The sequence below is a fragment of the Slackia faecicanis genome (assembly GCF_003725295.1).
Lineage (GTDB): Bacteria > Actinomycetota > Coriobacteriia > Coriobacteriales > Eggerthellaceae > Slackia > Slackia faecicanis.
In genome coordinates, this window is the sequence record NZ_QICB01000004.1 from 108,291 (window position 1) to 132,476 (window position 24,186).

Below are 24,186 nucleotides of genomic sequence, written 5' to 3' on the forward strand. Positions count from 1 at the left end.
AGAAATGCCAAGCGACGCCGTTTCAAAAGTATGTTGCTGCATACAACAAGCGCCCTGCCTTAACGCAGGGCGCTTAGAATGCTATTTGTAGTTGTCCGGGTTGGCGAACTTGTCGATATAGCGGTGCACGTGAATCTTCATCCAGGCCCAGCGCATCAGGTTGAGGCGCAGGTCGGGGGCGTAGTCGAAGCTCATAGACTCCTTGCCCTGGGCAACCAGCTGCTTGGCGCGCTCCACGAACTCGGGGTCTTTCACGTATTCGTACACCACCTTGCGCGGCACGGAATGCCAGAACACCTCGTTGGTGTTCTGCACGCACTCGCCCAGGTCGCGCTTGAACACGCGGTCTTCCACCACGTAGCGGGCGATGTTGTGGCCCGCCGCCGTGACATGGTAGTTGGTGCGGCCCTGGCGCAGGTTCACCTCGAACACCTTGTAGGAGCCGTCGCGGTCGTCGCGCTTGATGTCGAAGTTCGCGAAGCCCGTGAACCCAATGTTCTCGAGGAAGTTCTTGATGAGTTCCTGCAGCTCGGGGTTGGGCTGCGTGATGATGGCGCAGGGGTTGCCGAGCGCCGTGGGCGTGTGCTCTTCGAGGCCCTCGCGACCGAAGCAAATCAGCTTCACCTTGCAGTTGCGGTCGCAGTAAGCGGTCAGGACGTTCATGTTGCAATCTTCTCCGACCACCATGTCCTGCAGCAGCACCTCGTCGGGATAGCCCGCGCCGAAGATCAGGCCCAGGATGCGCAACGCGTCGGCCGGGTTTTCGGCGGTGTACACCTTCTTCATGCCGTCGAAGGGGTGTTCCCAATACGTCACGCTCATGGCGGGCTTCACGATGATCGGGTACACGAACCCGACGGCCTCCTCTGACAGGTCGGCCTCGGTAAGGCCCTGCTCGAAGCGCTCGGGCGTCACGGCGACGGTCTTCGGGTACGGAATGCCGTGCTCTTCGCACATGCGATAGAAGCTCGACTTCGACTCCAGGCGGTCGCGCAGCTCGGCGTTGATGTAGAGCGTCACGCAGTTGTCGGGCAGGTCGTCCTGGACCTCGGACAGCAAAGCCGCGTACACGTCGGCGCAGCCCCATACCAGGTGCATGGTGTCGGGATGCTTGGCCGCGAATTCCTTGATGGTGGCAAGAAGCACCTCGGGCTTATCGAGGTTTTCGTTATAGCTGCATTCCACGATGCGGCTGTGCATGGTGTCGCCCGCGGCGAAGCGGCCGAACGCATAGCTTTTCTTGCCGTACTGCTCATGGATGGCGCGCGCCACCGAATAGCAGTTCATATCCCCGCCGATCAATACGGGAATGAAATCGATTTCCTCAGACAAGGTTTCTCCTCGTTCAGTATCGGTGAAGGCGAGCGGGATCGCCCGCTCGCCCCGAGCGCCTGCGATTATAGGCCGAAATGCGGGCAGGCGTGTAAAACGCGAACGCGCCCGCGGCGGCGGATCGCAAGGCCTTTACGCCAGGCGGCTGCCGACCTCTTTCGCAGCGGCGGCCTTGTCGAAGTTTCCGCCGGTGGCGGCGTTGAGCGCGCCCATGACTTTGCCCATGTCGCGCTTGGTTTCGGCGCCCACCTCGGCGATCGTCTTCTCGACCAGGGCCACCAGCTCGGCGCCTTCGATCTGCTTGGGCAGGTAGGCCTCGAGAATTTCCACCTGCTCCTTCAGCATGGCGGTGCGCTCTTCGTTAGTGCCCGCCTTGATGGAGCCCTCGAGCGTTTCGCTCGTCTGCTTGACCAGGCGCTTCAGCATGGCGTCGACGTCGGCTTCGACGATTTCGCGGCGCTCGTTGACCTCGATGTTTTTCACCTCGCCCAGAACCTGGCGCAGAATGGCCAGGCGGTTTTTGTCGCGGGCGCGCATAGCGTTCTTGATCTCTTCCTGAAGTGCGGCGTATTCCATGATGCCTCCCCGTATCTCGCAATCGCGCCTTGCGCGGCGCGTCGGTTTTCGTCGTGCTCCCAAGTATAACGCGCGCGAAAAAGCGCGTTGCCAAACGAAACAGAAACGCATCCGAGCACCCGAAACAAGCAGCGCGGCCAAACAAAAAGCCGGACCCGATCGGAATCGGGTCCGGCTTCGAAACCGTATGGACGCTTATCTCAAACGCTGTCGCACGTTTGGAAGCAACGCCCAAGCTTTTTTAGTAGTGCAGGTCTTTCGTGTCCACGCGACCGCGGAAGGTGCGATAGATCATGAAGTGGTACGCCAGCACCAGCGGCAGGCCGACGCAAGTGATGCCCAGCATCCAGCCAAGAGCCAAGTCGGTCGACGCGGCGGTGGCGATGGTGATGTTCTCGCCCGACGCGGCGGTGGCGAACAGGCTCAGCGGATCGCCCGCGCCAGCAACAACCAGGTTGGGGAACATGAGCGACGCCCACAGGGCCACCAGCATGGCGCAAGCGGCGGAGGAGGCGATAAAGGTCAGCAGGTCGCCGTTCTCATCCCTGCTCTTCACGATGGCGGCAGCCAGGGCCACGATCACCAGCGCGAAGAAGAGAATGCGCAGAATGGAGGTCTCGGGAGCCATTTCGGGCTTCAGGATGAACAGCGCATAGGCGGCGGTCACCAGGAACAGGACGCCCGCGACCACCAGGGCGACGCTGCGGATCTTCTTAGCGCGCGCACGCACGTCGGAGTTCAGCGGCGCCTTGAGAGACAGCCAGCTGGAACCCTGGCAGATGAACAGAGCCAGACCCAGCAGGCCGGTGAGCAGCGTGAACGGCGTAACCAGGCCCAGCAGCGGAACGCCCACGTAGTCGCCGTTGGCATTCATCGGAATGCCGGCGAACACGTTGCCGGCAGCGACGCCCAGCAGCAGGGCAGGCAGCAGCGAACCGACGAAGAAAAGCGCGTTCCAGATCTTGGACCACTCTTTGTCGTGACCGGCGAACTCGACGGACACGGCGCGCACGATCAGGCCCATGAGAACCAAGATGATCGCGAGATAGAAGCCGGAGAACGTGGTGGCGTACGCCGGCGCGAACGCGGCGAACAGCGCGCCGCCCGCGGTGAGCAGCCAAACCTCGTTGCCGTCCCACACAGGACCGATGCTCTGGCGGACGATGGCCTTCTCTTCGTCATTCTTCGCGACGAAGGGGCTCAAAACGCCTGCGCCCAGGTCGAAGCCGTCCAGGATGAAGTAGCCGGCGATCAGAACGAAGATGAGGCAGAACCAGATAATTCCGAGAGTCGTCATGACTTATGCCTCCTTCTTTTTGTCGGCGGCGTCGGCGGCAGCAGCCTCGACGACGGCCTTGTCGGAAGCCTTTTCGGCGGCCTTCTCGGCCTTCTTGGCGGCGTGAGCCTCGGCGAGCACCGGGCCCTCCTTGATGAAGCGGCCGATCAGACGGACCCATGCCACGGCCAGGAACAGGTACACCACCAGGAACAGCAGGATGGTGACGATCAGCTCAGGAGCCGAAACGGACTGAGAGATCGCGTCGTTGGTCAGCAGCGACACGCCCTCGGGGCCGCTCACGGACGGGTACACGACGTAGGGCTGACGGCCCACCTCGGCGGTCACCCAGCCGGACTGGATGGCCAGGAACGGGAACAGCGGGGACAAGATCAAGATCCACTGGACCCATTTCTTGGAGCCGAGCTTGCCGTTCTTCTTGAAGGCCACCACGGCGGCCAGGATGATGGCGAGCGCGATCATGCCGAACAGCGCGACCATCAGGTGATAGCTCTGGAACACGAGGTTCACGGGCATCTCATCGAGATTGAGCTCGGGGTTCTCGGCCGCGAGGTCTTTCAGGCCCGGGTATTCCTTGTTGAAATCGCCGGAGGCGAGCCAGCTGGTGAAGCCGGGCAGCGCGAAGGGAGCGATGGTCTCCTGGTTTTCCTCGTCGACGATGCCCACGGCATACAGAGGCAGGGTGCCGGTCTCGTAGTGGCCTTCCATCATGGCGATCTTGGAGGGCTGCTCTTCGGCAACCACGACGGCAGAGGAGTGCGCGGAGATGAACAGGCAGCCGGTGGCGACGATGGCAACCACGACGCCGGTCTTCATGGTTTTCTCGGCGAAGTGCTGGTGCTTGTTCTTATGCATGTACCAGGCAGACAGGGCGATGGCCACGAATGCGCCCAGGACCAGCAGCGCCAAAACGGTGTGGCTGTAACGCGGAAGCGTGGTGGGGTTGAAGGCCGCGGCGAAGAAGTCGGTGATCACGGCCTTGCTGCCATCGGCGGCAAGCTCGGCGCCGGCGGGAGTCTGCATCCAAGAGTTGGCGATCAAGATCCACAGCGCGGAAAGGCAGCTGCCGAACCAGACCAGCCAGGAAGAAATCATGTAGAACTTCGGGCTTACCTTGGCGCGGCCGAAGAGCACGATGCCCAGGAAGACCGACTCCAGGAAGAACGCGAGCAGAGCCTCGGCGGCCAGAGGAGCGCCGAAGATATCGCCCACGAAGCGGCTGTAATCAGCCCAGTTGGTGCCGAAGGAGAACTCCATGGTGATGCCGGTGGCGACGCCGATGGCGAACGTGGTGGTGAAGATCTTCACCCAGAAGCGCGTAGCGGCTTCGTCCTTCGGATCGCGGGTTTTGTAGTACCGCGTTTCGTTGATGGCCATGATCAAGCCGAGACCGATGGACAGCGGAACGAAGCAGAAGTGGAAGATGACCACCAGTGCGAACTGAATACGCGAAAGCAGCGCGACATCGGTAAAGAGCTCCATAGCACACCCCCTTTTCTTTTTTTCTTGCGCCCGCGGGCGCATCCCCTTTTTACCTCCTTCGCGGCCCCGGCATTTCCGCGGCCCGAAGGCTTTCTTTTTTCGGTGCTTTCCTTGACCTACGCCGCATTCGAACCGCGAATCGGGTCGCCCACGGCCATATAACACCGTTGGCCCAGAAAAACACGGTGCCATCATACCACGTTCTCGTTTTTATATGTTATTAGTTTGGTATCAATTTAAATATTTTTACGATCGCATGACAACGGCCGCACATCAGGGCGATCGACCAGGCGTTCGCAGCATGCGACCTGGCACAACATGTCTCACAAGACCGACGGCGCCGGCTGGATGCGTCTGCTTGAAACCATACGGCCCAAAAAACCACCTGGTACGACCTCGCGCGCGGCATGGACAAACGTCCCATTGAAAACAGCGTCGTTCTTTTTGCGTCGAAGCGCGCGAGCGAGCGAGGCGAAATGGCGGCATCGCGCCGAAACCCGGCCGGCATGCGTTTGCGCCCTTCGACCGAAAGCCCACAAACGCAAAAAAGGCGCGGAACCGAAGCTCCGCGCCTTGGAAATGCACCCGCGTATTCGGGGAATTTACTTGTCAGAGTGCTTGGCAGCGCCGCGACGCAGCAGGAAGAAAGCAAAGGCGGCAACCACGAGGGTGGCGGTGCCCACGGCGCACACGGTCTGCAGGTGGATCATAGGAATGCCGACCAGCATGCCGATGATGTAGGGGATCAGCCAGAGCAGCCACACGAGGGTGCTGAACTTGTGGAAGGTCTTCTCGGCGCGCTCGTTGCGACGGATGTAGGTAGCGGTAGCCCAAATCGCATGCACGAGCATGAGGATGATGGCAAGCAGGCCGGAGATGGCATGGATGCCGAAGCCGGTCGCGCCGGAGGTCTGCGCGATGTTGGTCATGATCGTCGTGCCCGTGGTGTCGAACACCAGGCCGCACCAAAACATAATGACGTGGCTCAGCTTCAGCGAGCTCGAACGGCGCTCGGAAAACACGCCCACGGTGTAGAAAACGAGTGCCAGGGTAATGGCGGCAGAAGCGGCGATCAGTTCAAAACTCATAGCAGTCCCTTTCCTTTGTGTTTGCTGTGCATCCACGAGTTCTTTTTCGAATTTCTGAACTATGTTCATAAATGAACGTTGTTCAGAATAGTAATATTCGAAACCGAACGCAATGGCATTCGCCTTGCTTCATCATTTCATCAAGATTTTTTAACGGTTCGAAAGCAGGTACGACATGGGAAACAAGGCCGTCATATCGAAGCAGCATATTCTTGAAACGGCATACGACCTGTTCAGAGCCGAAGAAACGTCTTCGCTCAGCATCCGCGGCGTCGCTGCCGCATGCGGCGTCAGCGTGGGATCGATCTACAACTATTTCCCCACGAAATCGGCTCTTGTGGCCGAAATCGTCGAAATGTTCTGGCGCGAATCACTTCATAAAGAGATGTTCATCGCCACGTCGGACGAGAATTTCGTCGCATTCTGCGAACGCCTCCTAGAAGACCTGCGCGCCACGCTCGAAGTGTTCCGCCGCGAATGGCTATCGAAATTGATGGCGCTCGACACCGAAAGCGTCGGAGAAATCCGCCGCCGCGAAGAGGCCGCCTTCGTCCATATTCGCCGCGGCCTGGCCGTGGCCATCCGCAACGACAAAGACATCAAGCTCGACGTTATCGGCGGCGAAGAAGGAATCGACAGGCTCGCCACCCTGGTCTGGGGCACGATCGTAACGTCGCTCGAACACGACGACGAATCGTACAAGGCGCTGTTCGCCCTCGTTCACGAAGCGCTGTACGACTAAGCGCGATCGGGCACGGCGGATCCCAACGCAACGGGCCGCGGCATGCACGCCGCGGCCCGTTCATGTTCTCCCTCTATATATGCAACGTCGCGGCGCCCGCAACGCAGCGGCGCCTAAAGCGCCGTGCCCCTCAAAACGACCTGGCGAAGCGTCAGGTCTTCGCCAAGAAGGGCGATATCGGCAATGGCGCCCGGCTCGAGCGTGCCGCGATCGCCCAAGATGCCCAGAGCGCGGGCGGGGTTGACCGAAGCCGCCTTGACTGCTGCGACCAGGGGAATATCCATGTCGCGCACCGCAACGCGGAAGCATTCCATGAGGTCGGTCGCACTGCCCGCCAGCGTGCCGTCGTGCAGCGTGGCGCGATTTCCGCGCACGGTGACGGCCTGGCCGCCCAGGCTGTATTCGCCGTCATCGAGGCCCGTTGCCATCATGGAGTCGCTGACCAGGATCATGTTGTCTTCGCCGAACAGGCGGAATGCCGCGCGCACCGCCGAGGGGTGGATATGCACGCCGTCGGTGATGATTTCGGGGGTCGCGCCCGCATCGGCCGCGGCGCCGATCACGCCGGGCTCGCGGTGGGCCAAAGGCGGCATGGCGTTGAACAGGTGCGTCACATGGGCCGCGCCCGCCTCGAACGCCTCGCGCGCCTGGTCGTACGTCGCGCAGGTGTGGGCGATCGAAATGCGCACGCTATCGGACATAGCACGGATGAACTCGATCGCGCCGGGCTCTTCGGGGGCGATGTCCACGATCTTGAACAGCCCGCCGGCGGCTTCCTGCAGGCGCTCGAACATGGCCGCATCGGGCGTCTGCACGTATGCGGGATTTTGCGCTCCCACCTTGTTCGGGCTGATGTAGGGGCCTTCCATGTTGATGCCCACAAGCGCGGCGGCATCGGGGGCATCCTCGTGCTCGGCGGCGCAACGGGCAATGCCCGCGAGCTTTTCTTCGGGATAGGTCATCGTGGCGGGGCAGTACGCCGTCACGCCGCGCGACGCCTGGTAGCGGCAGATGGCGTCGATTGCCTCATGCGTGCCGTCGCAGAAGTCGTAACCCATGGCACCGTGGGAATGCACGTCGACGAATCCCGGCACGGCATAGCAGCCGGCGGCGTCGATCACGTCGCACGGGCCCTCGATGGGGCCTTCGACAATGCGGCCGTCCTGCACGAACAGGCCTTTCTCTTTGAAGGCGTCGCCCACGAACACCTTCGCGCCTTTGATCTCAAGAGCGCTCATGCCCTTTTCCTTTCTTTACAAGAACGGCCCGTCGCAAACGCGGCAGGCCGTTTCGTTCTTTATTTCATCTGCCCGACGAAGGCTCGTCGGACGGCGGTCGGCCGAACCGGCGCGCTGCAGACGAGAGCGGGGCGCCGCCTAGTGGCAGCTGCAACCCTCTTCGCCGTGCTCGTGGTCGTGGCCGCAACCGCAACCGCACGCCTCTTCGGCGATTTCCTCGCACGCGGAGAACGCGGCCTCGTCGACGACGGCGATCGCGTTGGGGTGGAACTGCAGGATGGATGCGGGAACCTGCGGAGTGACGGGGCCGAAGAACACGTCGCGCACGATCTGCGCCTTGTCTTCGCCGCTCACCACGAGCAGGATCTGCTTGGCGGCCATGATGGTGCCGATGCCCATGGTGTAGGCCTGGCGGGGCACCTCGTCGGCGGAATTGAACAGGCGGCTGTTAGCCTGAATGGTGCTTTCGGTCAGATCGACGCAGTTGGTCTCTTTGGTGAACTCGTCGGCCGGCTCGTTGAAGCCGATGTGACCGTTGTGTCCCAGGCCGAGAAGCTGCAGGTCGACGCCGCCGGCCAGGGCGATGGACGCCTCGTAGGCCTCGCATGCGGCCTCGGCGTCAGGGTTGGCACCGTTGGGGACGTGCGTGTTCTCAGGACGCACGTTCACGTGGTTGAACAGGTGCTTCTGCATGAAGTAGCGGTAGCTCTGCTCGTGATCGGCAGGCAGGCCGCGGTACTCGTCGAGGTTGAACGTGGCCACGCGGGAGAAGTCGAGGCCCTCCTCTTCGTAACGCTTCACCAGCTCGGCATACAGGCCCTCGGGCGTGGAGCCCGTGGCAAGGCCGAGAACGCAACCAGGCTTTTCTGCCACGAGCTCGGCGATGATATCGGCCGCCGCCTCGCTCATGTCCTGATAATCTTTGGCTACGATGATTTCCATTGAAACCCCTCTCGTATCATGCACGCCCGGGCCTTCCCGACCGCGGGCGAAACGCGGCTTTCGCATACCGCCCCATAATGACAAAGCGCGGAACCTATTGCTTCAGAATAGAGAAATAGCACGGAATCAGCAGGGCGGGCAAGACGCGATGCGAAAGGGTGCGGCGAAGGAGGGGCACGAAGAGACCGAGCCGGCCCGAGCCCTCTTCGACGAAGGAGCTGCACGCGACCCCTTTCGACGGGCCCTCGGCGCGAAAGGCATTGCGAATCGATCCTTTCGCGCCCGTGCATCCCGCGCCTCCTTTCGGCGGACCCTCGACGCAGAAGGCATTGCGAATCCTCTATGCGAAATGGCGCGAAAGCGCGCGAAGCCCCTATACTTGCTTGCGAACCACCGCGAAAACCTCGGGGCAGGAGGATGTCCATGACCGCTGAGAAAACCTTCGACGCATTCGTCTTCGACCTTGACGGAACCTTGCTCGACACGCTTCCCGACCTGGTCAGCGTGACGAACGAGACCCTGCGCCGCTTCGGGCAGCCTGAACACACGCGCGACGAGATCTTGGCCATGGTAGGAAACGGGCTGCGTTCGCTCATCTCCCAGGCCGTGCCCGCCGACACGCCGGAAGAGACCTTCGAAGAAGAGCTCGCCTATTGGAAAGACGCCTACGACGCCTGCGGCCACGCGCACACCCGCCTGTATCCGGGCATGATGGAAACGCTCGTCGAACTGAAGGCGCGCGGCAAGAAGCTCGCCGTGCTGTCCAACAAGTTCGACGGGGGCGTGAAAGACGTCATGGCCCACTTCATGCCGGGCTTCATGGATTTCGAGCTGGGCGAAGGCCCCGTGCCGCGCAAGCCCGACCCTGAGGGCCTGCTTCTCGTGGCGAAAACCCTCGGCGTGGCGCCGGAACGCATCGCCTACGTGGGCGACACGGCCGACACCGACATGCAGGTCGCCCATAACGCAGGTTCGTTCGCACTGGGCGTGACCTGGGGCTATCAGCCCGTCGAACGCCTTGCCGAAGCGGCGGACGCGCTGATCGACGAACCGGCCGAGCTGCTTCGCTTCGCATAACACCGTTCGCGGACGCGAAACGCGGCACGCACGACGGACCCGCTAGCCGCCTGCCGGCGAACGGCTTCATCGCGTTTCGACGGACCTGCCGTTCGCGAAGCGGTCGCCGTATGCCGCAAGCAATGCAAGACGACACGTCGCCGTTCGCCGCAACGGCGCGATCGCCACATGAAAACCGCCCACGCCGCTCACCGAATCCCGTAATCGAACCAGGAGGCACACGTGCACCATTCGCCCCTTCTTTTCCCTGAAAACCGCAACGACGACGCATCCGCCGCTCCCCGCGAACGGTTCGTCGGCATGAAGGCGCGCTTCGGACGCCTGCTTGCCGCGATCGCCCTCGCATGCTCGCTCGCGCTGCCGCTGGCGGCGTGCGACAGCTCTTCGAGCACACCCGTCGAAGCCCCTTCGGGCCAGGCGGCCGCCTCGATCGACGAGCTTCCCGCATACGACGGCGAGCTTTCGATCGAAGTGAACGGCGGACAGCCGGGCTTCACCGAGCAGGAATCGACCCCCGAAGCCGCCGACAAGCCTTTCGAAGACTACAGCCCGCTCGATGACCTGGGACGATGCGAAACCGCTTTCGCCCTGGTAGGCCCCGAAACGCTGCCCGATAAACCGCGCGGCGACATTTCCAACGTCCGCCCCAGCGGCTGGAAACAGGCGCGCTATGAGACCATCGACCAGGAAGCGCTCTACAACCGCAGCCACCTGATCGCCCACCAGCTTGCCGGCGAAGACGCCAACGAGCGCAATCTCATCACGGGCACGCGCACTATGAACGTCGAAGGCATGCTGCCTTACGAAGAGCTGGTCGGCGACTACGTGCGCAAAACCGGCAACCACGTGCTCTATCGCGTCACGCCCGTCTACGAAGGCGACGAGCTGGTGGCCCGCGGCGTGCAAATGGAGGGCTTCTCGGTCGAGGACAGCGGCCGCGCCGTGCGCTTCAACGTGTTCGTCTACAACATCGAGCCAGGCATCCAGATCGACTACGCCACGGGCGACAGCTGGGCATCCGACGAAACGCCAGAAGTGACCTCGAATAAGGCCATCAACCAGGGCTCTGAAGGCGGCAAGCGCGGCTCGGGCAGCAATTCCGCGAAAGCCGAGTCGTCCAAAACGCAAAGCAACGGCGAGCAGGCCTCCTACGTGCTCAACACCAACAGCCGCAAGTTCCATGATCCGTCGTGCCCGTCGGCCGCCGATATCGCAAGCAACAACAGGGAAGACTTCGAAGGAACCCGCAACGAGTTGATCGAAAAAGGCTACGAACCGTGCGGGCGCTGCAACCCGTAACGCAGACACCGTGCCGTCGCAGGCACGTTGCGGTTTCGTAACGTGCCTGCGGTAGAATAACGCCGAAATAAAAGGTTCCCACTCTGGCGCCTTTCTCCGAAAAAGGCGCGTCGGAAAGGCAGCCATGGCAGCATCCAACAACATCGGCGACCAGATCCGCGACGCGGTGCAGCAAGCCGTCTCCTCGCAGGATTACCGCGAGCTCCAAGCAACCGTGGAGCGCTCTATCGGCGCGGCCGCCGAAAACATCGGCAAAGGCCTGGCGCAGGCCTCCAACGGCATTCGCCGCGCGCAGGAAGAATACGCGAAGGAAGTCCAGCGCAGGCAGCAGCAAGCCACCATGCAGACGCTTTACGCCAAAACGGGCGGATCGCGAGCGGCGGGAATCGCCATGACGGGCTGGGGGGCGGCCGTCTTGGTTCCGTGCCTGCTTGGAGCAGGAATTCTTTCCACCATCGGGAACGCGCTGCTCGTCGCTCCTCCGCTGCTGCTTGCGGCGGGCGGAGCGATGCTGCTCTATACGGGGATCAAAAAGCTCGAGCTGGTCAGAAACTTCGAAAACTACCGCGACACCATCGGCGTACGCGAGCATTGCACCATCGACGAGCTAGCCGCAGGCACTGCGAGCTCGCCGAAGTCGGTGTTGAGAAACGTGAAGAAAATGCTCGGCAAAGGCATGTTCAAGCAGGCCGCGCTCGACGATTCCGAAACCATGATCATCATGACGCGCGAAGCCTACAGACAGTACCGCGAAGCGCAGATGGAAGCTCAGCACCGCAGGCATCAGCAGGACCTCGCGCAAAGCGTGGCCCCCGCGATCGCCGAGAAGCAGCCCCTGACGCCCGAAGCCCAGGCCCTGCTGGCGCGCGGCGAGGCCTACATCGCACGCATCCGCGCGAACAACGACGCGATCGAAGGCGAAGAAATCTCGAAGAAAATCGACCAGATCGAACACGTGGTGCGCACCATCTTCGACCGCGCGGCCGAACAGCCCCAGGTGATCGACGACCTGGGCAAGCTGATGGATTACTACCTGCCCACCACGGTGAAGCTGCTCGACGCCTATCGCGACCTCGACTCGCAGCCCGTGCAAGGCCCCAACATCGCCGCGTCCAAACACGAAATCGAAGCCACGCTCGACACGTTGAGCGTCGCCTTCGAAAAACTGCTCGACTCGATCTTTCGCGACATGGCATGGGACGTTTCGTCCGACATCTCGGTGCTGCGCACCGTGCTCGCCCAGGAAGGCCTGGTCGACAGCCCGCTGAAAAGCCAGACGAGCGGCCCGCAAACGCCGCAGCAGCCGCTTTCCTAACGGCGGCCCGAACCGCCGTTCGAACGTCCAAGGAGGACCTCCATGACCGACACCGTAAACAACCCGCTCTCAAACGACGTGCCCGCTCCCACGCTTACGCTGACCCCCGTGCTCGACGACGCGCCCGTGCCCGCCGCGGCCCAGCCCGTCGTTGCGATCGAAGAGCAGCCGCCCGCCGCGAACCAGCTCGACGACAGCATGCTCACCGCCGAGGAGAAGCAGATGGTCGACAGCTTCGCGCAGCAGATCGACGTGCGCGATTCCGGCCTCGTGCTGCAGTACGGCGCAGGCGCCCAGAAAAAGATGGCCGACTTCAGCGAAACGGCATTGGCGAACGTGCGCACCCAGGACCTCGGGGAAGTGGGCGATTTGATCAGCGGCGTGGTCACCGAGCTGCGCAGCTTCGACGCCACCGAAGAAAAGGGCCTGTTCGGCTTCTTCAAAAAAGGCGCCAACAAGGTGGAGGCGCTGCGCGCCCGCTACGATAAGGCCGAAGGCAACGTCGATAAGATCGTGAAAGCGCTGCAGGGCCATCAGATGAAGCTGATGAAGGACGCGGCCATGCTCGACAAGATGTACGAGCTCAACCTGACGTACTTCAAAGAGCTGACCATGTACATCCTGGCGGGCAAGAAAAAGCTCGCCCAGGTGCGCGAAGTCGAGCTGAAGCAGCTGGTCGAAAAGGCGCACGCCACCGGCCGCGCCGAAGACGCCCAGGCGGCTCAGGACCTCGAGGCCATGTGCACGCGCTTCGAAAAGAAGATTTCCGACCTGGATCTCACGCGCACGATCGCCATGCAAACCGCGCCGCAGATCCGACTGGTGCAGAACAACGAGGTCACCATGGTCGAAAAGATCCAGACCACGATCGTGAACACCATTCCTCTGTGGAAGAGCCAGATGGTGCTGGCGCTGGGCATCGCGAACTCCGCCGAGGCGGTGCGCGCCCAGAACGCCGTCACCAACATGACCAACGACCTGCTGAAGAAAAACGCCGAGATGCTGCATACGTCCACCGTCGAGGTAGCGCGCGAATCCGAACGTGGCATCGTTGATATCGAAACCCTCAAGAACACCAACGAGACGCTGATCAAGACCTTCGACGAAGTCATGCAGATCCAGCAGGAAGGCCGCCAGAAGCGCGCCGAGGCCGAAGCGGAAATGCGCCGCATGGAAGCCGAGCTCAAGCAGAAGATGCTCGAAATTCCGCGCGCATAGCGCTGCATCCCATATTCGCCCGATCGGGGCCGGACGTCCGAAAGCGTCCGCCCCGATTCTTTCCCATCGAAAGCAACGAAGGTGAGCCGGCGCGGATCAGCGCGGGAACCTCGGCGGCTCTCGTGGCCAAGACGACGCCTTCTCACGCCGTGATTTCGTGCGGGCTCAACAACACTACGGACACCCCACAAACGGCGTTCTGCAGCTTCTCAGCGGCTCCAACGTCTACCGCACCGACCGCCAGGGCAGCATCACCGCCTACTCCAACACGACGCAGGTCTGGTTAACGGCCGCGCCGAGCGCGCCGACCGAGCCGGCTCCGCAGCCCCAGCCCCAACCGCAGCCTCAGCCTCAGCCAGGGCCCGACATGAACACGACGGTCTACATCACCAAAACGGGCTCGAAGTACCACTACGACTGGTGCTCCACTATCAAGAATTCGAAAAACCTCACGCCCATGAGCGCGAGCGACGCTTACAACAGCGGCTACGGCGCCTGCAAGGTCTGCAAGCCGCCCACCTGGTAGGAGGCCCGACCATGACGCGCTACATCATCGACCGCATCGAAGACGGCCTTGCCGTGCTCGAGCGCGAAGACGGCGAGTTCATCACCATGCCGACCGGCGATTTGCCGATCGGCTCTCAGCAGCATGATTGCCTGGAATGCGAAAAGGGATGTTGGGCGATCGACGAGAAGCGCACGGCCGAGCGCAAGGCGCAGCTGCGCAGCAGGCTCGACAGCCTCTTCGGCCGCGCATAGCCTGAAACCCCGCTCAGCCCAAGCTGCTTGCTCGCCAAGCTTCGAGCTAAGCGGGGCAAGTCGTGAAAAGCAAAAAAGCCGCTCGAAGAGCGGCTTTTGAATTCAATGGTGGTCAGAGAGGGACTTGAACCCCCGGCACGGGGATTTTCAATCCCCTGCTCTACCAACTGAGCTACCTGACCAGTTGCGCTAGCGCGAGTACATATATTACCGATAGCACCCTTATTTTGCAAGAAGAATTTCTTATTTTTTTCTCAGAGCATGCGGCGAAGCATACGCGAGACGCCGCGCACCTCCGTCGCAGGCACGCACCCCGCCTTTTTGCTATACAACGTAAAAAGGCCCCTCATCAGGGCCTTTTTTTAGCAATTCAAGAATCTGCGGCTCTATTTCATAGCACAGCCTGCGCCGAAAAGCAAATCGCGCTCATCCTCAGGAAGAGCCGAACGCGCCTGGTCGCGCAGGTTGTTCACGCCGATGAAGAACTGGCGCATCATGACCACCATGAGATAGCGTCCCTTGGGGGTCAGCGTGATCTGCTCCGCATCGTCGATATCGAACGCGCCGACGGACTTCATGAACCCGTATTCCACAGGCAGGCCCGCCGCCACGCTGCAGCCGAAATCGCGCTGCCACTGCTTCTTATCGAGACGCAGGCCGAACAGCTGCATCATGAAGCGGTAACGCATGCGGTTACGCTTCGAGAACGTGGCCTTGCCCATCAAAGACATACGGCCGCTCTCGATCGCCTCGTTGTATTCGCGAACGCTGAACGTGTTCACGTACTGCGTGGCTCCCAGATACGTCATGCCGCCCGAGCCGATGGCGGGATATTCCTCGTAATCCACGATGTACTCGTCGATCATCTGGTCGGAACCGCCCTGGCCCGCGCCGCCTTCGACCGCCTTGTTGAACGTCCATGCCGAGCCGTGCGTGAACGGCGCGTTGTCGCCGCCTGCGAGCGTTTCGCAGATGATCTCGTAGAAACGCTGCTCGCGTTCGTAATCCACCTTGCCCACGGTTGCCGCAAGCGACTTCTCGACCGACGGAGACGCCATGAGCGGATAGAACGTGGTCTGGCTGGTGCCGCTTTCCAGCACCATTTCCAGATCGCGCCTCAGAATTTCTTCCGTCTGCGCGGGGAAGTTGAAGATCATGTCCACGTTGAGCGACTTGAAGTACGGCGCCGCCACCTTGATGGCCTCGAGGATGGTTTTGCCGCTGCCGTATTTGTCGTAGCGGTCCATCTGCTTGAGCAGGCCGTCGTCGAAGCTCTGCACGCCCACGCTCATGCGGTCCACGCGGCCCTGGAGCTTCTCCAGATACGACGGGATCAGGTGGTTCGGATTCGTCTCGCACGAAACCTCCTTGATGGAGAATTCGCTTTTCGCAAGGTCGATCGTCGCGCACAGCTCGTCGAGCATGATCGTGGGCGTGCCGCCGCCGATGTAGAGCGAATCGAAATCGTAGCCGAGCTCTTTGACCATCATCATTTCGCGGCGCAGGTTCTCGAAATAGGGAACCGCGCGCTCTTCCGAGAACGGGAACCTATTGAACGAGCAATACGGGCACAGGCGTTCGCAGAACGGGATGTGGATGTAGAGCATGTAGGGCTGACCCGGCGTAGGCCCGGGAATGCGAGCGTCGTCGCACGGTTCGATATTCATGAAGCGCGATGCGCAGGTGCGCACCGCGCGCGTAAGCATTCGTTCGCTGAGCATACCGTCCTAACCCTCGAGCGCGCGCAAAGCGATGTCGAAACGCATCTGCTTGCCTTCGAAATTGATCTTGTCGCAGGCCTCGTAGGCGCGCTCGCGCGCCTCTTCGAACGTGTCGGCCAGGGCCACGACGTTCAGCACGCGGCCGCCGTTGGTGACAAGCTCTTCATCGGCGTTGAACGCGGTGCCCGCATGGAACACCGTGACGTCCTCGAGGCTTTCGGCCTCTTCGATACCCAGGATGACCTTGCCCTTCTCATAGGATCCGGGGTAGCCCTCGCTGGCCAGCACGACGCACACGGCGCACTTGTCGCTCCAGCGCAGGTCGATGTCGCCCAGGCGGTTATCGGCCACGGCGGAGAACACGTCGAGCGCGTCGCTTTCCATGCGCGGCATGATGACCTGTGTCTCGGGATCGCCGAAACGGGCGTTGAACTCGAGCAGCTTGGGGCCTTCGGCCGTCAGCATGAAGCCGCCGTAAAGCACGCCCTGGTACGGCGTGTCGAAATCTTCGGCCGTGGCCGCGGCGGCCTGCTGCATGATCTGCTGCATGCGCTCTTCCACCTCGGCGGTGACGCACGGAACGGGCGAATACACGCCCATGCCGCCCGTGTTGGGGCCGCGGTCGCCGTCGTAGGCACGCTTGTGGTCCTGGGCGCACGGCATGCACAGGGCCTTGCCGCCCGCCAGAAACGCCAGCATGCTGCACTCGGGGCCCTCGAGCATCTCCTCGATGACCACGATGCTGCCGGCCTCGCCGAAATCGCCCGCGAAGCAGTCGCGCACGGCCTCTTCGGCGTCTTCCATGCAGTCGGCCACGATGACGCCTTTGCCGGCGGCCAGACCGTCGGCCTTGACCACGATGGGAGCGCCCACTTCATGCAGGTACTCCATGGCCTCCTGCTCGGAGGTGCACTTCTTGTAGCGCGCGGTGGGCAGGTCGTGGGCGATCATGAACTCCTTCGAGAAGCTCTTGCTGCCCTCGAGCTGGGCGCCCTGCGCGTCGGGGCCGAACACCGCGATGCCCGCCTCGCGGACCCTCTCGGCGACGCCTTTGACCAGCGGGGCCTCGGGGCCGACGACCACCAGGTCGATGTCGTGGTCGCGCGAGAAGCCGATGACGGCATCGGCGTCTTCGGCGTCGAGCGGGACGTTCTGCGCGATGGAAGCCGTGCCTCCGTTGCCCGGAGCGGCATACAGCTCGCCGACGCGAGAAGATTTTGCAATAGCCCACGTCAAAGCATGTTCGCGGCCGCCGCCGCCCAACACTAGTACGTTCACGTCGAGCTCATCCTTTCAATACGATCGCGGGACCTTTCCCGCGAACCTTCGATCCGCGACCGGCGCGGAATTTCTTTCTATCGTCGAGAACCCGGAGGCTGTGCCCCCGGGTTCTTCATACCCGTTCTGTCGCAACGTAGCCATGCAGGCTCGCGCGATTGCTTTGTCGGAATGCGCTACCAGCCGCGCATGAAGGTCTGGTTGCGATCGGGACCGACCGAGATGATCGAAGCCCTCACGCCGCTCAGACGCTCGATTTCGGCCACGTAGTCTTTAGCAGCCTGCGGAAGCTCGTCGAAGCTCTTCGCCGCGGTGATGTCCTGGCCCTTCCAGCCGGGCATGGTCTTATAGACCGGCTTGGCATGGAACAGAACGCTCTGCTGCATGGGGAAGTAGTCGTAGCGCTTGCCGTCGCACTCGTAGGCGACGCAGATCTTCAGCTCGTCGAAAGCGGACAGCACGTCGAGCTTGGTGAGCGCGATGTCGGTGAGGCCGTTGACCTCGGCCGCGTAACGCGCGATCACGGCGTCGAACCAGCCGCAGCGACGCTTGCGTCCGGTGGTCACGCCGTATTCTTGGCCCTCGGAGCACAGGATGTCGCCGTCGATGGCATCCTGGCCCTCGCCGCCGTTTTCGGGATAGAGCAGCTCGGTGGGGAAGGGACCCGCGCCGACGCGCGTGACATAGGCCTTCTGAATGCCGAGCACGCGGTCGATGGCCGTGGGGCCGACGCCCGAACCGGTGGCCGCGCCGCCGGCACAGCACGAAGAGCTGGTCACGAACGGATAGGTGCCGTGGTCGATGTCGAGCAGGGTGCCCTGCGCGCCCTCGAACAGGATCTGCTTGCCGTCGCGCAGAGCGTCGTTGAGCAGCTGGGCGGTTTCGGCCATGTGGGGACGGATGACCTCGGCGTAGGGCAGGTACGCGTCGCAGATCTCGTCGACCGTGAACGTGCGCTTGCCGTAGACCTTCTCGAGAATGGCGTTTTTCACCTCGAGGGCGGCCTCCACCTTCATGCGGAACACGTGCTCGTCAAGCAGGTCCTGGATGCGGATGCCGCTGCGGGCGGCCTTGTCCTGATAGCACGGACCGATTCCTCGGTTCGTGGTGCCGATTTCGTTTCTGCCCAAACGGAACTCGGATGCTTTGTCCAGCTCGATGTGATACGGCATGATGACATGCGCATCGCAAGAAATCTTCAAGCGCTCGCAGCTCAGGCCCTCGCCCTCGAGCATCCTCATTTCCTCGACAAGCACCTGAGGGTTCACCACGACGCCGTTGCCGATCACAGGCACTGCGTCTTCATACATGATGCCCGAGGGAATCAGGTGAAGGGCGAGCTTCTTGTCGCCGTGGATAACGGTATGGCCGGCATTGTTGCCGCCCTGATAGCGCACCACGTAGTCGAAATCACGGGCGATGAGGTCGGTTACCTTGCCCTTGCCTTCGTCGCCCCACTGGGCGCCGACCAAAACCACGTTCGGCATGTTCGTCCTTTCGATTGACATCCCTGAATAGGAAAAAAATGCGTTAGACAACCTTAATACATTAGACAACCTTTAGATTATAGCGCTACCGTCGTGCACTCGCCGGCGTATCGCCTGACGGTCTCGAGAATCTCCTTATGACAGGTAAAAAACACCACCTGCCGCGTCTTGGCGAGCTGAGCCAGCGCCTTCACCGCGCCGATGCGGCGTTCGTCGTCGAAATTGACCAGGATGTCGTCGGCGAGCACCGGCAGTCCCGCGCCCACGTCGCTCGCTCGCTCGAGCAAGGCGATGCGCAGCGCCAGATAAAGCTGCTGGCACGTTCCCGTCGAAAGAAACCGCGGCTCGAAGCGCTTATGCACGGCATCGACCGCCACGATCGCGCCGGTTTCGTCCGCGCGCACCTGGGTCCACTTCCCGTTCGTCATCAGCGCGAGCAGCTCCGAAGCGCGCCGATACACCGCGGGAACGCTTTCGCTTTTCCACGCATCCGCGGCCCGCTGCAGGGCGCGGCGGGCCAACAGAAGCTCGGCCAAGGCTTCGGCCGATTCGCTCTTGCGCGTGACGATCTGGGCCTGGCGGGTTTTCAGGATGTCGAATTCGCTCGACAGCGCCCCCTCGCGCAGCAGCTGCTTGAGCTCGCCCAGACGGGCATCGGAGCCACGCATGTCCTCGATCGCCTCGAGACGGCGCGCTTTGAGCGCCTCTTCTTTCTGGTCGAAGGCGGCGATGCCCTGGGAAGGCTCGAGGCCGCAACGCGCGAACAGCGCGTCCCTCGACGCGCACGCCTGGCGAAGCGACTCGAGGGAGCGCTCGCGAACGTGCGCCACCTCGTCGCGCGCTGCGCGGCGGGCCTGAACACGCTGACGGCGGTCGCGCGACGCGGCCACCATGCTTTGCGCTTGGGAAAGCGAACCCTGGGCCGCCTGAAGTCCCATCGAAGCGAGCTCCTCTTCTATGCGCAGGCGAAGCATGAGTTCTTCCTCTTCGCACGATTCCAGAACCGCGCGCGCCCTGTTCATGGCCTGGCGGGCGGCGCTCTCCTGCGCGGGCCGAGCCGCGACGCGCGACATGCGAAGCGTCCAGGCCAGGCTCAAGGCCGCCATAGCCGCTGCAGCGCCCGACGCCACGGCGGCCGCCCATTCGCCCGACCAGGCGAAATACGCAAGCGCGGCAAGCGATGCCGCCGCAAGCGCGCCGAAAACGACGGGCACCGCGCGCGGCGAAGACCCCTTCGCGCCCTCCGAAATCTCCTGGGCTTCGGCGCGGGCGGCGGCGAACGCATCGCGCGCCGCATCGACGCGACGGGCCAGACGCGCCGACTCCTCGGCAAGGCGCTCCACGGCCGCGCCCGCGGCGGCTTCGGCGGCCTCGTCGGAGAAAAGACCGCCCTCTTCGTCGCCGTCGAGCGACGCAAGCCTGCCGTCGCATTCCTTCATGCGGCAGCGCTCTTCTTCCGCCACGCGTTCGAGGCGGGCCGCCTCGGCCTTCGCGGACGCCGTCTGCTCGATCAGCTCGTTCAGGGACGACACCTCGTCGGTTCGGCGCTCTCTGTCGGCCGCGAGGGCCGTGTATTCGCGGTACTCGGCCTTCAACGAATCGGATCGCTCGCGCGCGGCGGCCAAGGCCTGTTTGCACTCGTCCTCTTCGGCGCGCAGATGCACGAACGATTCCGTCGCCGACGCGGCACGGCTCGTGTAGGCGGCGATCCTCTTATCCGCATCCGCCAAGGCCGCCACGGGCGACACGGCCGTTCCCGACCCTGCGGTCAGAAGCTTCGCGGCCATGTCGGTGGCGCCCTCGAGGCTGCGCAATTCGTCGCTGGTCAGGGAAAACATCGTGTCGAACGTCTCTTTGTCGAGCGTTTCCAGCAGCCCCGAAGCCTCGACGGGCTCGAATGCGGGGCCGTCGGCGTTGCGAATGCGGGAAATCTCGTAGGCCGAACCGTCGTCGGCGTCGGCGAAAAACAACGTGCCCGAACGGTTCGCGATGCTCGGCTTGTAGACGTTTTTGCGGCCGCGCGCATCTTCCCAACCGAACAGAACGCCTTCGATAAACGCGTTGACGGTGGTCTTTCCCGCTTCGTTCGCGCCGTATACCACGTTGAGACCCGGCGAAAACGGCCCGATCGTCGTGTCGAAAAAACGCCCGAACGCCGCGATATGCAGGCGCTGGAGATACGTCTTCGGCGCATTCATCGCGAACGTCCTTCCTCGAGCAGCGAAAGGGCCGTATCCTCGGCCCGCGCGGCGATCGAATCCAAATGGGAAGCCACGCAACGCGGCACCGTCAGCCCGCGCGCAGCGAACTCTTCCTGCAAGTAGGCAAGAAGGGCGTCGTCGCTATCGGACGCGAACCCGCGCAGAAGCGCGCCCTCGAACGTGTTCGACGAAGCTATCTTCGCCTTGTCGCGCACGGCCTCGGTTTCGCACACGAGAGCGTCGCAGTAAAACGACGGATAGCTTTCGTTGAGTTCTTTGCGCAACGCCTCGAGCGCAAGGGGGTCGGATAGCGTCTTGTGCAGGGGAGTGGCGCCTTCCAAAACGATGCGCACGACCATCTCTTCGCACGAACCGCCGGCGTTTTCGGCGAACGCCGCACGCACGCATGCCGCGATCACCGCGTCGCTGCCCGCGCATTCGGACACGTCGACGCGCACGCGGCCCCATTCCACCTGGGACGTCGCGATGAATTCGACCTTATTCGGCTCCCCTTGGACAAGCGTGGCCTTCAGGCATCCGCGCGGGCCCGTTTCTTTGATGTCACGCCCTTGCACGCATCCGCAAAACGCGATGCGCGGGTCGTGCTCGGGCATCAGGTAGCTTTTGTGAATATGGCCGAGCGCCCAATAGTCCATGCCGGCCGCAAGCAACGCCTTTTCCGAGGTAGGAGCCTTGTAAGGGTCCATCCACAAGCCGGAGTGCAACATGCCGATGCAAAACGGGGCCTCGACGCCGCAGGCGCGCTCGGCGGCGGCGCGGGTCATGCCCGCCGCGATATCGGCGCCTTTCTCCATGTTCGAAAAACCGCGCGCGGCGATCAGCGCACACGGGTGCCCGTCTTTGCGAAACACCGAAAACGACGGTGCGTCCGAAGGCAGCAGATGGGCGTTGGAGGGCAGGTCCGCCACGATGTCATGCCAGGTGGCGAACGGGTCGTGATTGCCTGCGATGATGTAGACGGGGATATGCCTCGATTCGAGGCGCTTCAGCCCCGCGAGAAAGCGCCGGTAGTGAGCATAGCTCGGCTTGTCGGTATCGAACACATCGCCCGCCAGCAGCAGGAAATCGACTTCGTGGTCGATGCATGCCTGGATCATGGCGTCGTAGGCGTCGGGGATGGCCGTGGCCAGACGGTCGGCCCAAGCGGGAGAAAGGGCCCGCAGGCCCCTGAAGGGCGCACCCAGATGGATGTCGCCCGAATGGATGAATGTCACACGCTCTTGCATGCTTCGAGTCTATCGCAAACGATCGGCGGCCGGCGACGCGCTTCGATTGGCGGCGAAAACCTTAAATCTGGGACGCATCGATGTAGTTGCCGAACTTCGTGTACTCGGGGTTGAACGACAGGGTAATATCCCTCGTGGCGCCGTTACGATGCTTCGCCACGATCAGCTCGGCCGTCCCCCACTCGGGGCGGCCTTCCTGCTCGCCTTCGGCCTCGTCCATGCTTCGGTCGATGAACATAACGATGTCGGCGTCCTGCTCGATCGAGCCGGATTCACGAAGGTCGGAAAGCATCGGGCGCTTCGTGCCGCGCATTTCGACGGCTCGCGACAGCTGCGACAGCGCGAGCAGGGGCATATTGAGCTCTTTCGCGAGTACCTTCAGGCCTCGCGAAATCTCGGCGACCTCCACCGCGCGGTTGCCGTCGCGGCGGTTCGAAGGCGGCTGCATCAGCTGCAGGTAGTCCACGATGATCAGACCCTTTTCCTTGTCGCGCAGCTGACGGCGCGCCTTGGCGCGCATCTCGAGCAGCGACAGGCCGGGCGTGTCGTCGATATACAGCTCGAGACCGGAAAGGTTGCCTGCGGCGTCCATGATGGCCGACCAGTCGCCTTCGTTGAGCTTGCCCTGACGCAGCTGGCCCAAATTGACGCGGGCCTCGGAGCACAGAATACGCTGCACGAGCTGGTTCGCACCCATCTCGAGGCTGAACAAGGCCACTGCGGCGCCCGATTTCGCCGCATTGGTGGCAAGGTTCAACGCGAACGACGTCTTGCCGACGCCGGGACGGGCGGCAAGGATCAGCAGGTCGCCGCCGCGAAGGCCCCAGAACAGCTTGTCGACGTCGGTGAAGCCGGTGGGCACGCCTGCCATGTGGTTCTGGTTGTTCACCAGGTCGTCGATTTCTTCGAAAGCCTGCGTCAGCAGGTCGGTGATGTTTTGGAACGACGACGACACGCGCTTCTGCGTGACGGTGAAAAGCATCTTCTCGGCCTCTTCGATGACCTCGTTCGTATCGTCGGGGGCGTCGTAGGCGAGCGCGTTAATATTCGTGGACGCATACACCAGATCGCGCAGAACGCTCGTGCGCTTCACGATTTCCGTATGGCTTTTCCAGTTTGTCAGCGCAAGGGTGTTGTTGGCAAGCTCGACCAGATACGGCTTGCCGCCCACCGCTTCGAGCTGGCCCTCGGCGGCGAGACGCTCGGCCAAAGAAATCTGGTCGATGGGAATATGCCTGGTGTTCAGCTCGAGCATACCTTCGAAAATACGCTGGTGCGCGGGGCGGAAGAAGTTCTCAGGCCTGAGCTTAGTGGCGATGTCGTCGACGGCTTCGGGATTGAGCATGCATGCGGCAAGCACCGACTTCTCGGCATCGATGTTGTGGGGAAGGGTGCGCCCCGTGGTTGACTGAAGGACCGGGGGATTGGCGCTGGCGTTATCGACCATAATCACATGCTCCGTCGTACTCGTTAGAAATGGTTCGAGCAATCATCTTAATGCACGCGCCCCCTCTTCGGCGCGGCCAGACAAATGGACAAAAAACCAGCGCGAATCAAAACCACCCGTGATAACGGGTGGTTTGCTCTTAGGGTATAACCCTAGGGATTCTGGCCAGCGCCTAAAGACGCTGGCCTTCACCCTGTTCAGGCCCGACTGCCTTTGACCCGTGGCGTGCCGGTAAAACCGGCAGGCCATCACTTCGTCTTGAACGGGTCCTCATACTCCTTGACGCTGAGCTTGTCCAGCGCGATGTCCGCGACCTCCTGCTCCCTGATGTACTTGGCGATCGTAGCCTCGTTGAGGCCGACCGTCGACACGTAGTAGCCTTCGGACCAGAACTTCCTGTTGCCAAACTTGTACTTGAGATTCGCGTGCTTGTCGAAGAT

At 62.4% G+C, this 24,186-nt stretch carries 21 protein-coding genes and 1 tRNA gene; 7 read left to right on the forward strand and 15 right to left on the reverse strand.

Annotation, left to right across the window (positions count from 1 at the left end; all coding sequences use genetic code 11):
* Window positions 1-81 precede the first annotated feature (81 nt).
* The 5 genes from DMP07_RS06600 to DMP07_RS06620 form a co-directional block, all read right to left on the reverse strand.
* The gene (locus DMP07_RS06600) at window positions 82-1,332 is read right to left on the reverse strand and encodes a carboxylate--amine ligase (RefSeq protein WP_123198358.1); all 1,251 of its coding nucleotides are present in this window, start codon (window positions 1,330-1,332) and stop codon (window positions 82-84) included.
* Between the two features lie 132 nt (window positions 1,333-1,464).
* Window positions 1,465-1,908: a GatB/YqeY domain-containing protein gene (locus tag DMP07_RS06605; RefSeq protein WP_123198359.1), complete on the reverse strand. Its 444-nt coding sequence runs from the start codon at window positions 1,906-1,908 to the stop codon at window positions 1,465-1,467.
* 241 nt (window positions 1,909-2,149) lie between these two features.
* A complete protein-coding gene (gene cydB / locus DMP07_RS06610) occupies window positions 2,150-3,205 on the reverse strand; it encodes a cytochrome d ubiquinol oxidase subunit II (RefSeq protein WP_123198360.1) in 1,056 nt (351 codons plus the stop codon).
* Between the two features lie 3 nt (window positions 3,206-3,208).
* Window positions 3,209-4,687 carry a cytochrome ubiquinol oxidase subunit I gene (locus DMP07_RS06615; protein WP_123198361.1) on the reverse strand — a complete coding sequence of 493 codons (1,479 nt, stop codon included), beginning with the start codon at window positions 4,685-4,687 and terminating at the stop codon, window positions 3,209-3,211.
* Window positions 4,688-5,289: 602 nt separating this feature from the next.
* A complete protein-coding gene (locus DMP07_RS06620) occupies window positions 5,290-5,775 on the reverse strand; it encodes an HsmA family protein (protein ID WP_123198362.1) in 486 nt (161 codons plus the stop codon).
* A 175-nt stretch (window positions 5,776-5,950) separates the two neighbouring features.
* Here DMP07_RS06620 and DMP07_RS06625 point away from each other — a divergent pair, with 175 nt between their 5' ends.
* The gene (locus tag DMP07_RS06625; protein WP_123198363.1) at window positions 5,951-6,517 is read left to right on the forward strand and encodes a TetR/AcrR family transcriptional regulator; all 567 of its coding nucleotides are present in this window, start codon (window positions 5,951-5,953) and stop codon (window positions 6,515-6,517) included.
* A gap of 113 nt (window positions 6,518-6,630) precedes the next feature.
* Here DMP07_RS06625 and nagA read toward each other — a convergent pair whose 3' ends face one another.
* The gene (gene nagA, locus DMP07_RS06630; RefSeq protein WP_123198364.1) at window positions 6,631-7,755 is read right to left on the reverse strand and encodes an N-acetylglucosamine-6-phosphate deacetylase; all 1,125 of its coding nucleotides are present in this window, start codon (window positions 7,753-7,755) and stop codon (window positions 6,631-6,633) included.
* 138 nt (window positions 7,756-7,893) lie between these two features.
* Window positions 7,894-8,697: a glucosamine-6-phosphate deaminase gene (gene nagB, locus DMP07_RS06635; protein ID WP_123198365.1), complete on the reverse strand. Its 804-nt coding sequence runs from the start codon at window positions 8,695-8,697 to the stop codon at window positions 7,894-7,896.
* 423 nt (window positions 8,698-9,120) lie between these two features.
* On the opposite strand from nagB, the gene DMP07_RS06640 reads away from it, so the two are divergent.
* The 6 genes from DMP07_RS06640 (at window position 9,121) to DMP07_RS06660 (ending at window position 14,365) form a co-directional block, all read left to right on the forward strand.
* Window positions 9,121-9,774, forward strand: coding sequence for an HAD family hydrolase (locus DMP07_RS06640; RefSeq protein ID WP_123198366.1), 654 nt, complete (start codon window positions 9,121-9,123; stop codon window positions 9,772-9,774).
* A 222-nt stretch (window positions 9,775-9,996) separates the two neighbouring features.
* Window positions 9,997-11,073 carry a DNA/RNA non-specific endonuclease gene (locus DMP07_RS06645; protein ID WP_244594904.1) on the forward strand — a complete coding sequence of 359 codons (1,077 nt, stop codon included), beginning with the start codon at window positions 9,997-9,999 and terminating at the stop codon, window positions 11,071-11,073.
* Between the two features lie 124 nt (window positions 11,074-11,197).
* Entirely contained in the window at window positions 11,198-12,388 is a 1,191-nt protein-coding gene (locus tag DMP07_RS06650) for a 5-bromo-4-chloroindolyl phosphate hydrolysis family protein (RefSeq protein ID WP_123198367.1), read from the forward strand.
* 42 nt (window positions 12,389-12,430) lie between these two features.
* Window positions 12,431-13,606 (forward strand): toxic anion resistance protein, encoded by a 1,176-nt coding sequence (locus DMP07_RS06655; RefSeq protein ID WP_123198368.1) that lies wholly within the window; start codon window positions 12,431-12,433, stop codon window positions 13,604-13,606.
* A gap of 157 nt (window positions 13,607-13,763) precedes the next feature.
* The gene (locus tag DMP07_RS08710) at window positions 13,764-14,132 is read left to right on the forward strand and encodes a hypothetical protein (RefSeq protein ID WP_148039654.1); all 369 of its coding nucleotides are present in this window, start codon (window positions 13,764-13,766) and stop codon (window positions 14,130-14,132) included.
* Between the two features lie 11 nt (window positions 14,133-14,143).
* The gene (locus DMP07_RS06660; protein WP_123198369.1) at window positions 14,144-14,365 is read left to right on the forward strand and encodes a DUF3006 domain-containing protein; all 222 of its coding nucleotides are present in this window, start codon (window positions 14,144-14,146) and stop codon (window positions 14,363-14,365) included.
* A gap of 106 nt (window positions 14,366-14,471) precedes the next feature.
* Here the strand turns inward: DMP07_RS06660 and DMP07_RS06665 are convergent.
* The 8 genes from DMP07_RS06665 to DMP07_RS06700 form a co-directional block, all read right to left on the reverse strand.
* A tRNA-Phe gene (locus tag DMP07_RS06665) sits at window positions 14,472-14,547 on the reverse strand.
* A 204-nt stretch (window positions 14,548-14,751) separates the two neighbouring features.
* Entirely contained in the window at window positions 14,752-16,086 is a 1,335-nt protein-coding gene (locus DMP07_RS06670; RefSeq protein ID WP_123198370.1) for a coproporphyrinogen III oxidase family protein, read from the reverse strand.
* Between the two features lie 6 nt (window positions 16,087-16,092).
* The gene (gene purD / locus DMP07_RS06675) at window positions 16,093-17,364 is read right to left on the reverse strand and encodes a phosphoribosylamine--glycine ligase (protein WP_123198371.1); all 1,272 of its coding nucleotides are present in this window, start codon (window positions 17,362-17,364) and stop codon (window positions 16,093-16,095) included.
* Window positions 17,365-17,540: 176 nt separating this feature from the next.
* Window positions 17,541-18,851 carry an adenylosuccinate synthase gene (locus DMP07_RS06680; protein ID WP_123198372.1) on the reverse strand — a complete coding sequence of 437 codons (1,311 nt, stop codon included), beginning with the start codon at window positions 18,849-18,851 and terminating at the stop codon, window positions 17,541-17,543.
* A gap of 77 nt (window positions 18,852-18,928) precedes the next feature.
* A complete protein-coding gene (locus DMP07_RS06685) occupies window positions 18,929-21,049 on the reverse strand; it encodes an ATP-binding protein (protein ID WP_123198373.1) in 2,121 nt (706 codons plus the stop codon).
* On the reverse strand, window positions 21,046-22,287 hold the full coding sequence (locus DMP07_RS06690; protein WP_244594905.1) for a metallophosphoesterase family protein: 1,242 nt from the start codon (window positions 22,285-22,287) through the stop codon (window positions 21,046-21,048). Before DMP07_RS06690 ends, DMP07_RS06685 begins: the two co-directional genes overlap by 4 nt.
* Window positions 22,288-22,360: 73 nt before the next feature.
* The gene (gene dnaB, locus DMP07_RS06695; protein WP_123198375.1) at window positions 22,361-23,746 is read right to left on the reverse strand and encodes a replicative DNA helicase; all 1,386 of its coding nucleotides are present in this window, start codon (window positions 23,744-23,746) and stop codon (window positions 22,361-22,363) included.
* Between the two features lie 248 nt (window positions 23,747-23,994).
* A partial coding sequence (locus DMP07_RS06700) for a transposase (RefSeq protein ID WP_211324533.1) occupies window positions 23,995-24,186 on the reverse strand: 192 nt, incomplete at its 5' end.

Excerpts from the sequence above, each read along its gene's own strand:
- DMP07_RS06615 (WP_123198361.1), bottom strand. The coding sequence starts at position 4,687 with ATGGAGCTCTTTACCGATGTCGCGCTGCTTTCGCGTATTCAGTTCGCA.
- cydB (WP_123198360.1), bottom strand. The coding sequence starts at position 3,205 with ATGACGACTCTCGGAATTATCTGGTTCTGCCTCATCTTCGTTCTGATC.
- DMP07_RS06625 (WP_123198363.1), top strand. The coding sequence starts at position 5,951 with ATGGGAAACAAGGCCGTCATATCGAAGCAGCATATTCTTGAAACGGCA.
- DMP07_RS06670 (WP_123198370.1), bottom strand. The coding sequence starts at position 16,086 with ATGCTCAGCGAACGAATGCTTACGCGCGCGGTGCGCACCTGCGCATCG.
- DMP07_RS06605 (WP_123198359.1), bottom strand. The coding sequence starts at position 1,908 with ATGGAATACGCCGCACTTCAGGAAGAGATCAAGAACGCTATGCGCGCC.
- dnaB (WP_123198375.1), bottom strand. The coding sequence starts at position 23,746 with ATGGTCGATAACGCCAGCGCCAATCCCCCGGTCCTTCAGTCAACCACG.
- DMP07_RS06685 (WP_123198373.1), bottom strand. The coding sequence starts at position 21,049 with ATGAATGCGCCGAAGACGTATCTCCAGCGCCTGCATATCGCGGCGTTC.
- nagB (WP_123198365.1), bottom strand. The coding sequence starts at position 8,697 with ATGGAAATCATCGTAGCCAAAGATTATCAGGACATGAGCGAGGCGGCG.
- DMP07_RS06650 (WP_123198367.1), top strand. The coding sequence starts at position 11,198 with ATGGCAGCATCCAACAACATCGGCGACCAGATCCGCGACGCGGTGCAG.
- DMP07_RS06640 (WP_123198366.1), top strand. The coding sequence starts at position 9,121 with ATGACCGCTGAGAAAACCTTCGACGCATTCGTCTTCGACCTTGACGGA.
- DMP07_RS06620 (WP_123198362.1), bottom strand. The coding sequence starts at position 5,775 with ATGAGTTTTGAACTGATCGCCGCTTCTGCCGCCATTACCCTGGCACTC.
- DMP07_RS06660 (WP_123198369.1), top strand. The coding sequence starts at position 14,144 with ATGACGCGCTACATCATCGACCGCATCGAAGACGGCCTTGCCGTGCTC.
- nagA (WP_123198364.1), bottom strand. The coding sequence starts at position 7,755 with ATGAGCGCTCTTGAGATCAAAGGCGCGAAGGTGTTCGTGGGCGACGCC.
- DMP07_RS06655 (WP_123198368.1), top strand. The coding sequence starts at position 12,431 with ATGACCGACACCGTAAACAACCCGCTCTCAAACGACGTGCCCGCTCCC.
- DMP07_RS06680 (WP_123198372.1), bottom strand. The coding sequence starts at position 18,851 with ATGCCGAACGTGGTTTTGGTCGGCGCCCAGTGGGGCGACGAAGGCAAG.